The sequence below is a fragment of the uncultured Clostridium sp. genome (assembly GCF_934754925.1).
Lineage (GTDB): Bacteria > Bacillota > Clostridia > Clostridiales > Clostridiaceae > Clostridium.
In genome coordinates, this window is sequence record NZ_CAKVJA010000001.1 from 206,954 (window position 1) to 220,754 (window position 13,801).

Sequence of the window (13,801 nt, forward strand, 5' to 3'; positions counted from 1 at the left end):
AATTGATTAATGTAATATATACTGATATACTAAATTTTATGAGGTGTTTTTATGGATTATATAAAATTATTAGAAAATTGTACTTTATGTATGAGAAAGTGTAATGTAAACAGAAATAAAGGAATTAAAGGTGTATGCAATAGTAATAATAGTATAAAAATAGCAAGAGCTGCCCTGCATTTTTGGGAAGAACCTTGTGTTTCAGGAAAAAATGGCTCAGGAACAGTATTCTTTTCTAATTGCAATTTAAAATGTGTTTTTTGCCAAAACTATAAAATATCAAGTGAAGGTTTTGGTACAGAAATAACACTAGAAAGATTAGCAGAAATATTTTTAGAACTACAAGATAAAGGAGCAAATAATATAAATTTAGTTACGCCAACTCACTTTGTACCCCAAATTATAGAAGCATTAAAAATAGCAAAGAATAACGGACTAAATTTACCTATAATATATAATACTAATTCTATAGATACATTAGATACAATAAAAGCTTTAGATGGATATATAGATGTTTACTTACCTGACTTTAAGTATTTTGAAGATAAATATGCTTTAAAATATTCAAAAATAAAAGGATATTCAAAGAATGCATTAGAAATAATAGATGAAATGATAAGACAAGTAGGTAATCCAAAGTTTAATGAAGATGGAATCATTATGAAAGGGGTTATTATAAGACATTTATTATTGCCTGGATTATTATTTGATTCCAAAAAGATTATTGATGCTATTTATAAAAAATTTGGAGACAATGTATATATATCATTAATGAATCAATATACTCCAATGTACAATGCAAAAATGTATCCTGAAATTAATAAAAGTATTAATGAAAAAACCTATGATTCTATTGTTAATTATGCTCTTTCAATAGGAGTAAGAAATGGATTTATTCAAGAATCTGGAACAGATTCAGAAGAATTTGTACCAAATTTCAACAATGAAGGTGTGTAAGATAAAAAGGATAGTTTATATTAAACTATCCCCATTTTACTAATAACACCATCTATTATCTGCTTTCTTTTTTGAGTTAAATATTCACTATAAAAAGCTTCTTGTTCTTCTAAACTCAACTCATTTAAAACTTCACCATTAATGCTACTTAGTACTAACTTATTAATATCAAGTCTATAAGTTTTTTTGATTCTATTAGTAATTTCATTATATTCTTCTAATGATCTGCTTTTTTTATATTTTCTAATCAGCGAGTCTAAAGATGTATCATATTTTTTAATTTTATAAACTATTGAATTTAGAGTAGTTAATTTATTTTTTAGGAAATAAATTTCATAAGCTTGTTTACATTTAATTAATTCATTAATAGTATATTCAATATTGTTTATATTAAATTTAACAACTCCATCATTAAAAGCTTTTTCTATAATATAGTTTAAAATTTCGTTATTATCTTCTAATAGTAGAGCAGATTTTCCACCAACTATTTCTAAACCTTTTTTTAATTGATTAATTTTTTCATTTAATCCTCTATCCTTTATTTCCATGTATTTCCCTCCAATATTATTAATAAAAGTTTTTTCTTTAGATTAAAATAGCATATTAAATTTCTTTAGCACTGTTGATTATACAGGATTTAATATATACTTGTAAAATATATTTATAAAATTAATAGAACTTCTTACTAAAAATTGATGTTAAATTTATGTAATGTTACTATTTAATTTTTGTAAATTATAGTTTATAATTTTAAAAAAAGGGGTAGGGAGGATTTTATCATGATTTTAAGATGTATAGATAATAACTTATGTTCAAGCTTAACATTAAATAAGGAGTATTATGTAATTGAGGAAAATTCAGATTACTATGTAGTAATTGATGATTTACAAAATGAAACAACTTGTAGAAAATCAAGATTTGTTGTAGTTGAGGATAATGATTTATCAAAAAAATGTAAAGCTACTATTAATGAACTTTCATTTCAATTAGAAAATGAGTTTAAAGATATTAAAAACTTTTCAATTAGAAAAAATTCAAAAGGTGAAATCAAGGAAATTATTGTGAAATTTAAATACGTATAGCTTATACTTTTTTTATATTAAGAATTTTATAACTTAATATAAGATATAAAAGCCCTCATTTAATATAATAAATTAAATGAGGGATTTTATATTAACAAATTATTTCATTAATTTACAGATGTCGTTTGTGAATTCAACAGGATCTGATATTGATAATCCTTCTATTAACAATGCTTGATTGTATAAAAGATTAGTATATAAATTAAATTTATCTTTATCATTTTCATATGCATCCTTTAAAGCATTGAATACTTCATGATGAACATTAATTTCTAATACCTTTTGAGCCTTTATAGCTTGATTATTTGGCATTGAATTTAATACCTTTTCCATTTCAATAGATAAATCTCCTTCGTTTGATAAGCAAACAGGATGATTTTTTAATTTATTCGAAACTTTAACAGCACTTATTTTATCGCTTAGAATCTCTTTCATAGCATCAAATAATGATTTATTTTCTTCATTATTCTCTTCTGTTTTATTTTCTTCATCATTACTTTCTATACCTAAATCACTACTAGATACAGATTTAAATTCTTTTTCTTTATATTTCATTAACATTTTTATAGCAAACTCATCAATATCATCTGTAAAGTATAGAATTTCATATCCTTTATCTAGTAAAAGTTCAGTTTGTGGCATTTTTTCAATTCTATCAATAGATTCACCAACAGCATAGTAAATATATTTTTGTTCTTCGCTCATTCTTGTAATATATTCATCTAATGTAACCATCTTCTTTTCCTTTGATGAATAGAACATTAATAAATCTTGAAGTACTTCTTTTTCAGCTCCAAAATTATCATATACACCAAATTTTAAAGTTCTTCCAAATGCTTTATAGAATTTTTCATAATTTTCTCTTTCATTTCTAAGCATTTTTTCAAGTTCACTTTTGATTTTATTTTTAATATTTTTAGCAATGAATCTTAATTGTCTATCATGTTGAAGAATTTCTCTAGATATATTTAATGATAAATCTTCTGAATCAACAATTCCTTTAACAAATCCAAAATAGTCAGGAAGAAGGTCGGAGCATTTATTCATTATCATAACTCCATTAGAATATAACTCTAATCCCTTTTCATAATCTTTTGTATAGAAATCATAAGGCATATTTTCAGGAATATATAATATTGCATTATAGCTTACAGTTCCATCAACACTTAAATGAATATGTTTTAAAGGAGTATCAAATCCATAATGTTTTTCTTTATAAAAATTATTGTAATCTTCTTGAGTTAATTCATTTTTATTTTTTCTCCAAATTGGGACCATACTATTAACTACTTTTTCTTCTATGTAGTCTTCATACTCATTTTCAGTTCCTTCTTTAAGTTTTCTTTCAGTAAGATCCATTTTGATTGGATATCTAATAAAATCTGAATATTTCTTTATTAAAGATTGAATTTTATATTCATTTAAATATTCATCAAAATTCTCATCCTCAGTATTAGCCTTTACATGTAATATAATATCTGTACCAACTGTATCCTTAGTATAAGGTTCTATTGTATATCCTTCAACACCAGTAGATTCCCATTTATATGCTTCATCACTTCCAAAGGCTTTAGTGATTACAGTAACTTTATCAGCTACTAAAAATGATGAATAGAAACCAACACCAAATTGACCTATTATATCACAACCATCTTTAATTTCATTTTCTTTTTTGAATTGAAGAGAACCACTTTTAGCAATAACACCTAAGTTGTCATCTAATTCACTCTTGTTCATACCAATTCCAGTATCAGAAATTTTTATAGTTCTATTTTCTTTATCTATAGAAACCTTAATAAAGAAATCTTCTTTGTTGAAACTTATATTATCATCACTTAAAGATTTATAATAAATTTTATCAATTGCATCACTAGCATTAGATATAAGCTCTCTTAGAAATATTTCTCTATGTGTGTAAATTGAATTAATCATTAAATCTAAAAGTCTTTTAGATTCAGCTTTAAATTGTTTTGTTTCCATAAAACTCTCTCCTTTTAAGTTAACATATTACTGTTAGCACTCTATAGCGGTGAGTGCTAACTATATATTTATTTTACTCCTTTAAATTTTAATGTCAACATCTTAAAGGTATATTTTAGGATAGTTATTTTAATTATAATGTTTTTAAAATTACTCTAGTTTGAAAAAATTATGAATATAATTAGAATATATCAATTATATTATGGAGGGTTAATAAGAGAAGATACTGTAAAAAAATAAAATCTTATTATATCTACATATATTTAATTATAAATAATTAATTTTTTTTATAATCTATAATTAAAATAATAAAAATATAACTCTTCTTAATATTTAATCAATGAGAGTTATATTTTTATTATAAAGTAAATTAAATTTCCTTTAATATTTTACTGCTAAAAGCATTCATTTTTATAGTAATTTTATTATTTTCATTTACATACTTATCATTTTCATCTAATAAATTAATAATAGTGCTATTCTTAAATGGGCTATTAAGCTCAATATACGCTTCTTTGTCATCTAAATTTAATAATATTATTATCCAATTATTATTTAGGTATCTACCAAATACAAATTGTCTATTCTTAACAATAAACTCTTTGTATATTCCTAAAGTAAGTTCTTTGTTATTTTTTCTTATATTAATTAATCTGGTTATAAAGGTTTCAAGATTTTTTGAGCTTTCATTGTTATCGAAATCATCTATTGAAAGTTCTGGTCTTAGAGTAAGATCAGTTACACTCCTATCTCCTTCTATTCCCCATTCACTACCATAATAAATTGATGGTATTCCTGGAATTGTAAATAATAAAGTATATATATTATTTAAATATCTCTTATCATTTATTATAGTAGCTATTCTATTTACATCGTGGTTGTCAACAAAGTTATATAATGTTAAATTTTTATATATTCCATATTCACCAAATTGTCTATTTAGAGAATAAGCTATTTCAAAATAATTTTTATCATTATGACTTGAATATAATCCCTTATATAATTCGTAATTCGTAGCAGAATGTAGCATTTCTGGTGAAACTATAGAGTTATAATCTCCATGAATCATCTCTCCCATTAACCAGAAATCCTTTTTTAATTTATTTGTTGCAAATCTTAATTCTTTTATAAAGTTTTTATCTAATGAATATGCAACATCTAACCTTATACCATCGATATCGAGTTTATCAATCCAATATTCAACAACATGAAGTAAATAATCTTTTACATTTTTATTATATAGGTTTAGTTTAACTAAATCATAATGTCCTTCCCAACCTTCATAATAAAAACCATCATTATAGTTACTATTGCCATTAAAATCGATGTTAAACCAAGAAGCGTATTGAGAATTTGATTTGTTATTTTTAACATCTTCAAAAGCCCAAAATTCTCTTCCTACATGGTTAAATACTCCATCAATAATAACTCTTATATTATTATCATGAAGTTTAGTTACTATATTTTTAAAATCATCATTGGTTCCTAAGCGATCATCTATTTTTAGATAATCTATTGTATCGTAGCCATGATAGCTAGATTTAAATATAGGTCCAAAATAAATTGCATTTATACCCATATTTTTTAAGTGTTTTATCCATCTATCATCAAATTTATTAAAACCAGAAGTTGACGATATATCTTTTCCATTATTTATAGCTCCACAGAATCCTAATGGATAAATGTGATAAAATACTGCATCTTTTATTGAAGTTAACATCTAATACCCTCCTAAAACATTTACTATTATCATAAATATAACTATTCACAATATAATATATAATATAAAAAAACTCATAATATTCTCCTATAAATAAAGCCTTTTGGATTTTAAATAATTATTTTATCCAAAAGGCATACATTTTATAGTTATAAGTTTATTATATAATATTTAATAAGTAATATTTAAGTTATTTAATGCTTCAATAACTTGTTGTTGTCTTTCAAGCGCTTTTTCATAATTGCTATTCAAAGCATAAGCACTTGGAGCTTGTGGTAAGCCTGCTAAAAGAGTTGCTTCATCTTTACTTAAATCTTTTGGTTCCTTATTAAAATAACCATTACATGCAGATTTTATTCCTGTAAATCCATCTCCATAATACACAATATTAACATAGAGTTCTAAAATTTCTTCTTTAGAATATAATTTTTCTAGTTCAAAGGCTATAAATATTTCATTAAGCTTTCTTTCTAAAGTTTGCTCCATATTTAGAAATAAATTTTTAACTAATTGTTGAGTAATAGTACTTCCACCCTCAACAATATCTTTATTTTTTATGTTGATGAATGTTGCACGAGCTATAGAAATTAAATCAATTGCACCATGCTTATAAAAGCGATGATCCTCAATTGCAACAATTGCATCCAAAAAAATTTCATTGATATCTTCAACTTGTACATAATTAGAACTAGCTTGTATTTCGTTAACTATATTTTGAATTTCTATATCATTAATAATAGAACGATAAACACTAGAAATTATTAATACAGAAGTAAAGCATGTTAAAATAATGAAAATAAATAAAAATTTTAGTAGTTTAAATCTAACTTTTTTCGCCATACACATAAATTCCTTCTCTTTAATTTAATTATAAATACATTATACAACAAAAACTCGCAATATATCCATATAAATACATTTAATTTAAATTACAATTTAGTAATTTAATAATAAAAAAATATTAATATTGTGTATAAAATAAGAAAAGTGGTAATAATCTTTAATGTAGATACATTTAGTGTATTGAGCAACACATACCTCTGTATAATTACCTTAAAATAAATGAGCAGGTTTTAAAATTACCTGCTCATCTATTTTATTTATTAAAAGCTTCTATAACGTAAATATCTTTCGTTTAAAAGTTCTCTTACAGTTTTATTTTGCAAAATTTTAATTTCATTTATTAAATTATCTTTAATTTCATTTGCAACAAAAGCAATGTCATTTTGAGCTCCACCAATAGGCTCCTTAATAATCTTTTCAATTATTCCTTTTTCTAATAAGTCATAAGATGTTATTCCCATTATTTCTGAAACCTCTTGAGCTTTTGATGAATCCTTTAGTAATATAGAAGCAAACCCTTCAGGTGATAAAATAGAATATATAGAATTTTCTAATGCCCATACTCTATCACCACAAGCTAATGCTATAGCACCTCCACTACCTCCTTCACCTACAATTATAGAAATAATAGGTACAGTAAGTTGAGATATTTCCAATAGGTTTCTAGCAATAGCTTCTCCTTGGCCACGTTCTTCAGCTTCTACACCGCAATATGCTCCTGAAGTATTTATAAAACAAATAATAGGTCTGTTAAATCTTTCAGCTTGCTTCATCAATCTTAATGCTTTTCTATATCCTTCGGGATAAGGAGAGCCAAAATTTCTTTCCATATTTTCTTTTAAGTTTTTACCTTTTTGGATACCAACTATAGTAACTGGAATATTTTCTAATAACCCTATTCCTCCAATGATAGATTTATCATCTCTATAGTTTCTATCTCCGTGTAATTCAAAAAAGTTATTAAAAATTAATTTTATATAATCTTCAGCGTTAGGTCTTTCAACCATTCTAGCAATTGTTAATCTATCCCATGCTTTAATTTTTTTACTCAAATGATTCACCTCCTTGAGGTTTGTGTAATTCTAATAATAGGGATAGTGTAGTCTTTAATTCAGATCTATCTATAATACTATCTACAAATCCCTTTTCTAATAAGAATTCTGCACTTTGAAAATCATCAGGTAATTTTTCTTTAATAGTTCCTTCAATAACTCTTCTTCCTGCAAATCCTACTAAAGCTTTTGGTTCTGCAAGAATTATATCTCCTAACATTGCAAAGCTCGCAGTAACTCCACCAGTTGTAGGATCGGTTAAAACTGTAATATAAAGTAATCCTTCTTTACTATGTTTTGCTAGTGAAGCACTAATTTTAGCCATTTGCATTAATGAAAGAATTCCTTCTTGCATCCTAGCTCCACCAGAAGCAGTAAAGATTATTATAGGAAGTTTTTCACTAATTGCTTTTTCTATAGCAAAAGTTATTTTTTCACCAACAACAGTACCCATACTTCCCATCATAAAGCTAGAATCCATTACACAAATGATAGATTTATTTCCATTAATTTCGCATTTACCAGTTATAACAGCTTCATTAATTTTGGAATTTTCTTTATTTACTTTTAATTTATTATCATAGCCAGGGAAGTTCATTGGATTTTTTGATTTTAGACATTTATTAAATTCAACAAATGTATCCTTATCACAAATTAAAGATATTCTTTCATTTGCAGTTAGTCTAAAATAATAATTACAATTAGGACACATTTTATAATTTTCTTCTAAATTTTTTTTATATAAAATCTTTCCACAATGATCACACTTTACCCATGCTCCATCAGGAACAATAGGAGTATCATTATTATCAACAGACGGCATATTTATTACACCATATTGTTTTTTCTTAAAAATACCCATAATTTCACCAACTTATAGATTATATTCTTTGCCTATAAAACTTGTATCATAAGTTCCTAAGCGGAATATATTATTATTTAAAATATCAATTTGAAAGTCTATATTGCTTTCTATTCCTTCAATAATAAATTCATCTAGAGCTCGCAACATTTTATTAATTGCCTCTTCCCTAGTTTTTCCATGAGCAATAAGCTTTGCTATCATAGAATCATAAGTTGGTGGAATAGTATAACCAGTATAAACAGCCGTATCAACTCTAATTCCATTACCTCCTGGTATGTTTAAAAAATTAATTTTACCAGGGCAAGGAGCAAATGCCTTCTTTGGATTTTCAGCATTTATTCTACACTCAATAGCATGACCTTCTATTTTTATATCATCTTGTGTAAATTGTAATTCATCGCCGTTAGCAATTTTTAATTGCTCCTTTACTATATCAACAGAGGTTATCATTTCAGTTATAGGATGTTCAACTTGTATTCTTGTGTTCATTTCCATAAAATAAAAGTTACCATGCTTATCTACTAAAAATTCAATTGTACCAGCATTGACATAATTAACTGCCTTTGCAGCTTTAATTGCGAATTCACCCATTTGTTTTCTTAATTCATCATTTAATATATAAGATGGGGCCTCTTCAAGGACCTTTTGATTCCTTCTTTGAATAGTACAATCTCTTTCGCCAAGATGAATAACATTACCAAAGATATCTCCTAAAATTTGAAATTCTATATGTCTTGGATTTTCTATGAATTTCTCCATATATACTGAATCATCACCAAAGTTATTTTTGGCTTCCGTTTTTGCAGTAAAAAACGAATTTTCTAATTCATCTTCATTAGTAACAATTCTTATACCCTTTCCTCCACCGCCTAAGGAAGCTTTAATCATTATTGGATATCCAATTCTTTTAGCTTCTATTTTAGCCACTTCAATATTTTCAATAAGACCATCACTACCAGGAATAACTGGAACGCCTGCATTTTTCATTATTTCTCTTGCTGCTGATTTATTTCCCATAATATTTATTGTTTCACTACTTGGGCCAATAAACTTAATATTACAGTCTTCACACATACTTGCGAAGCTAGCTTTTTCTGATAAAAATCCAAAGCCTGGATGAATTGCGTTACAACCTGTTACTACTGCTGCACTGATGATATTACTTTCATTAAGGTAAGAATCTTTAGATTTTGAAGTTCCAACACAAATAGCTTCATCTGCAAGTTCTGTATGCATGGCATCTTTATCAATTTCAGAATAAATAGCAACAGTTTTTAGTCCAAGCTCCCTACAAGCTCTTATAATTCTTACAGCAATTTCACCTCTATTAGCTATTAAAACTTTTCTAATCATAAAACACCTCTTTTTATTAACCTACCATGAAGGTTAATTCTCCTTCACAAACCTTCTTATCTTCAACATAAGCAATTCCGTATCCTATACCAGCTTTGCCACGTATTTTAGTAAGTTCAACTTCTAATCTTAATGTATCACCTGGAACAACTTTTCTTTTAAATTTAGCATTATTTATTCCTGCAAAATATGCAATCTTACCTTTGAATTCATCTTTACTTAAAAGAGCTACAGCGCCAGCCTGTGCTAAGGCTTCAATTATTAAAACACCTGGCATAACAGGTTCAGTTGGAAAATGACCTTGAAAGTAATGTTCGTTTGCTGTAACATTTTTTATTGCAGTTATTTTATTTTCCTCAATTTTTATAACCTTATCTATTAAAAGAAAAGGATATCTATGAGGTATTATATCCATAATTTCCTTAATATCCATTTTAAAATCTCCTTAAATAATAGATATTTTAATAAGTGGCAGTAAAAATATTATTAGATTTTCACCACCACCGATATCTATAATATATTTATTATAACGAACGAATTTTAAATAATTCCATTCCAAACTCAACAATTTCTTCATCACTTCTTAAAGCTTCAACAATTTCACCATCAACTTCTGATGTGATTTCATTCATTATCTTCATAGCTTCAACTATACAAAGTACATCACCTTTTTTTACTTTAGATCCAACCTCAACATATGGAGCGCCTCCAGGAGTTGAAGATGCGTAATAAGTTCCAACTAATGGTGATCTAACTATATTTAAGTTTTCTTCTATTAATTCTTCAGTTTCAACTAAAGTTTCTTCAGGTGAAGTTGTAGTCTCCTTTTTAAAGGCTGTAGAATTTTCAAAAGATGTTGTATTAATAATATTTTCTTTATATGAAGAGTTTTCTTCGTTTTTACTAAGCTTTAATTTTATATCACTATTTTCTAATTCAAATACTCTTAGAGATGATGTATCTATCTCTTTAATAAGCTCTTTTATTTGGTTATAGTCTAACATTCTAACTACCTCCATTTTTTAAATATAAGAGTGCCGTTATGTCCACCAAATCCTAAAGAGTTTGACATTGTATATTCTACGTTACATTCTTTTCCTTCATTAACAACAAGGTTTAAATCACAATCTTCATCTCTATTTACATAATTAATTGTTGCTGGAACAAAATTATCTTGTAGTGATTTTATTGAAACAATGGCTTCAATAGCACCAGCAGCACCTAATAAGTGACCTGTCATTGATTTAGTAGAACTAACATATGCATTCATATAATTATCACCTAAAGCTTTTTTAATAGCTAAAGTTTCAACTCTATCATTAATTTCTGTTGATGTACCATGTGCATTTATATATGATATTTTATCAGAACTTATATCAGCATCATTTAATGCATCTCTCATAGCCCTATATGCACCATCACCATCTAAGCAAGGTGATGTTATATGATAAGCATCACAAGTTGAACCATAACCAACTATTTCAGCATAAATTTTGGCACCTCTTTTTAAAGCACTGTCTAAGTCTTCTAATATTAATGCTCCAGCGCCTTCACCCATAACAAAGCCATTTCTTTCTTTATCAAATGGAATTGATGCTCTGTTTTTATCTTCACTTCTACTTAATGCAGTAAGTGATTGGAAGCCTGCAATACCAAATTCACATATAGATGCTTCAGCGCCACCAGCGACAATAACATCAAGATAACCATCTTTTATACTTCTATAAGCTTCACCTATACAATGAGTTGAAGTAGCACATGCAGAAGTTAAGCTTAATGTACTTCCTAAAATACCATATTTTATTGCAATAGTACCTGAAGCAATATTTGATATAGCCATTGGAATAGTAAGAGGAGATACTCTATTAGGCCCCTTAGCAGCTAAAGTTCTTATTTGGCTTTCAATAGTACAAAGTCCACCAATACCGGATCCAAACATTACTCCGACTCTTTCTTTATTTAAATTATTAAAATCAAGGTTACTATCCTTGATAGATTCTTCTGCTGCTATAATAGCAAATTGAGTGTATCTATCCATTCTTTTTGCTTCTTTTTTATCTATAAAGTTGCTAGGGTCAAAATCTTTAACCTCAGCAGCCATTTTTACTTTTAAATTTTCGGCATTAAATAAAGATATTTCATCTATTCCGTTTTTGCCTAATTTAATACCTTTCCAAAAACTTTCTACATTATTTCCTATTGGAGTTATAGCTCCAAGTCCAGTAATTACTACTCTTCTTTTCAATTTAATGCCTCCTTTATGCCATTACCATTCCACCATCAACATTTATTACTTGGCCTGTAATATAGTCTGATAAATTTGATGATAAGAATAATACTAAATTAGCAACTTCTTTTGGATCACCTATTTTTTTCATAGGTATACTTTTAATTATTTCCTCTTTAACCTTATCAGGTAGGTTTTTAGTCATATCAGTATTTATATATCCTGGAGCTACTACATTAACATTTATATTTCTTGAAGCAAGCTCTCTTGCTACTGATTTAGAGAAGCCAATAACTCCAGCTTTTGAAGCCGCATAATTACATTGCCCTGCATTACCTGATATACCAACTACAGAAGAAATATTTATTATCTTTCCATATTTTTGCCTAACCATAATAGAAGAAACTGCTTTTGTAGTATTAAAAGTCCCCTTTAAATTAACATCTAGAACATCATCAAAGTCTTCTTCTTTCATTCTAAGAATTAATCCATCTTTAGTGATACCAGCATTATTAACTAAAATATCTATTGTATTGTAATGAGACTTTACTTCCTTTACAAAGTTATCAACCTCATCAGTAATACTTACATCACATTTTATTGCTAAAACATCTACACCAAAACTCTTAATTTCATTGATTAAATCTTCTACTTCACTATTTAAGTTCCTATAATTCATAGCTATATTAGCTCCATTTTGTGCTAAAGTTAATGCAATTTCCTTACCGATTCCTCTTGTAGCACCAGTTACTATTACATTTTTTCCTTTTAACATATAGCTTCCATCCCTTCTAGTGTCTTATTAAGCGATTTTAAATCTTCTACATTAAAGATTTTTACTGTAGCTTTTTTTTCTTTGCTTATTTCACGAACAAAACTACTTAAAGTTTTTAAAGGTCCTATTTCAATAAATGTATCTATACCTTCATCAATCATTCTTTCAATAGTTTCACTCCATCTTACAGAAGACTTAACTTGATTTATTAATAAATTTTTAATTTCACTTCCATTTTCAATAAAATCTGCTGTAACATTTGTTATTGTCTTTATTTTTGGATCATTAAAATGTATATTTTTAAATTCATTTTTTAATTTTATAGATGCTTCGTTTAATAATGAAGTATGGAATGGTCCTGATACTTTTAGGGGAATAACCCTTCTTGCACCACATTCTTTAAGTAGTTCACTTGCAAATTCAACAGCTTGCTTTTCTCCACCTATTACTATTTGATTATTAGTATTATAGTTAGCTATCTCCACTACTCCTTTTTCACTAGCCACTTTTAATGTTTTCTTTATTTTATTTTCATCTAATCCAATTACTGCAACCATTGAACCAATACCTTGTGGTACTGCTTCTTGCATAAAACGGCCTCTTTTTTTTACTAAAGAAACTGCTGTTTCAAAATCTAAAGCTTCACTAGCAACAAGTGCAGAATACTCTCCTAAGCTTAATCCTGCAACTATATCTGGATTAATACCTTTATCCTTTATAGCTTGAAGAATTGCTATAGAAGTTGTTAATATTGCAGGTTGTGTATTTTCAGTAATATTTAAATCTTCTTTATCGCCATTAAATATTAATTCTTTTAAATCAAATCCTAAAACTTCATTAGCTTTATCATATATTTTTTTACAACTAGGAATATTATCATATAATTCTTTTCCCATTCCTATATATTGAGAACCTTGACCTGAGAAAATAAATGCTATCTTCATAAT

General features: G+C 26.8%; 14 protein-coding genes. 2 read left to right on the top strand and 12 right to left on the bottom strand.

The genetic code is table 11. The features are described from left to right. Positions 1 to 51: 51 nt before the first annotated feature. Complete coding sequence (locus Q0G30_RS00965; RefSeq protein WP_294385321.1) at positions 52 to 957, top strand: radical SAM protein; 906 nt, start codon at positions 52 to 54, stop codon at positions 955 to 957. Between the two features lie 20 nt (positions 958 to 977). Here Q0G30_RS00965 and Q0G30_RS00970 read toward each other — a convergent pair whose 3' ends face one another. Continuing rightward, entirely contained in the window at positions 978 to 1,505 is a 528-nt protein-coding gene (locus Q0G30_RS00970) for a hypothetical protein (protein ID WP_294129717.1), read from the bottom strand. Between the two features lie 231 nt (positions 1,506 to 1,736). Here Q0G30_RS00970 and Q0G30_RS00975 point away from each other — a divergent pair, with 231 nt between their 5' ends. Further along, positions 1,737 to 2,039, top strand: a complete 303-nt coding sequence (locus tag Q0G30_RS00975) for a hypothetical protein (RefSeq protein WP_294129716.1) — start codon at positions 1,737 to 1,739, stop codon at positions 2,037 to 2,039. Between the two features lie 99 nt (positions 2,040 to 2,138). On the opposite strand, the gene htpG is transcribed toward Q0G30_RS00975, so the two are convergent. The 11 genes from htpG to fabD form a co-directional block, all read right to left on the bottom strand. Then, entirely contained in the window at positions 2,139 to 4,019 is a 1,881-nt protein-coding gene (gene htpG, locus Q0G30_RS00980; RefSeq protein WP_294385322.1) for a molecular chaperone HtpG, read from the bottom strand. Between the two features lie 370 nt (positions 4,020 to 4,389). Continuing rightward, a complete protein-coding gene (locus tag Q0G30_RS00985) occupies positions 4,390 to 5,739 on the bottom strand; it encodes an alpha-amylase family glycosyl hydrolase (RefSeq protein WP_294385326.1) in 1,350 nt (449 codons plus the stop codon). Positions 5,740 to 5,910: 171 nt separating this feature from the next. Beyond that, a complete protein-coding gene (locus Q0G30_RS00990) occupies positions 5,911 to 6,585 on the bottom strand; it encodes a biosynthetic peptidoglycan transglycosylase (RefSeq protein ID WP_294385328.1) in 675 nt (224 codons plus the stop codon). A 257-nt stretch (positions 6,586 to 6,842) separates the two neighbouring features. Then, on the bottom strand, positions 6,843 to 7,634 hold the full coding sequence (locus tag Q0G30_RS00995; protein ID WP_294385330.1) for an acetyl-CoA carboxylase carboxyltransferase subunit alpha: 792 nt from the start codon (positions 7,632 to 7,634) through the stop codon (positions 6,843 to 6,845). Next, on the bottom strand, positions 7,627 to 8,496 hold the full coding sequence (accD, locus tag Q0G30_RS01000; RefSeq protein ID WP_294385332.1) for an acetyl-CoA carboxylase, carboxyltransferase subunit beta: 870 nt from the start codon (positions 8,494 to 8,496) through the stop codon (positions 7,627 to 7,629). The genes Q0G30_RS00995 and accD overlap by 8 nt, the downstream gene beginning before the upstream one ends. A 12-nt stretch (positions 8,497 to 8,508) precedes the next feature. Further along, positions 8,509 to 9,852: an acetyl-CoA carboxylase biotin carboxylase subunit gene (locus Q0G30_RS01005; RefSeq protein WP_294385334.1), complete on the bottom strand. Its 1,344-nt coding sequence runs from the start codon at positions 9,850 to 9,852 to the stop codon at positions 8,509 to 8,511. Between the two features lie 16 nt (positions 9,853 to 9,868). Then, positions 9,869 to 10,285 (bottom strand): 3-hydroxyacyl-ACP dehydratase FabZ, encoded by a 417-nt coding sequence (fabZ, locus tag Q0G30_RS01010; protein ID WP_294385335.1) that lies wholly within the window; start codon positions 10,283 to 10,285, stop codon positions 9,869 to 9,871. 91 nt (positions 10,286 to 10,376) lie between these two features. Further along, positions 10,377 to 10,856, bottom strand: a complete 480-nt coding sequence (gene accB, locus Q0G30_RS01015) for an acetyl-CoA carboxylase biotin carboxyl carrier protein (protein ID WP_294385339.1) — start codon at positions 10,854 to 10,856, stop codon at positions 10,377 to 10,379. A 5-nt stretch (positions 10,857 to 10,861) separates the two neighbouring features. Next, entirely contained in the window at positions 10,862 to 12,097 is a 1,236-nt protein-coding gene (gene fabF, locus Q0G30_RS01020; RefSeq protein WP_294385342.1) for a beta-ketoacyl-ACP synthase II, read from the bottom strand. A gap of 13 nt (positions 12,098 to 12,110) precedes the next feature. Beyond that, positions 12,111 to 12,854 (bottom strand): 3-oxoacyl-[acyl-carrier-protein] reductase, encoded by a 744-nt coding sequence (gene fabG, locus Q0G30_RS01025; RefSeq protein ID WP_294385345.1) that lies wholly within the window; start codon positions 12,852 to 12,854, stop codon positions 12,111 to 12,113. Continuing rightward, complete coding sequence (fabD, locus tag Q0G30_RS01030) at positions 12,848 to 13,801, bottom strand: ACP S-malonyltransferase (protein WP_294385537.1); 954 nt, start codon at positions 13,799 to 13,801, stop codon at positions 12,848 to 12,850. Before fabD ends, fabG begins: the two co-directional genes overlap by 7 nt.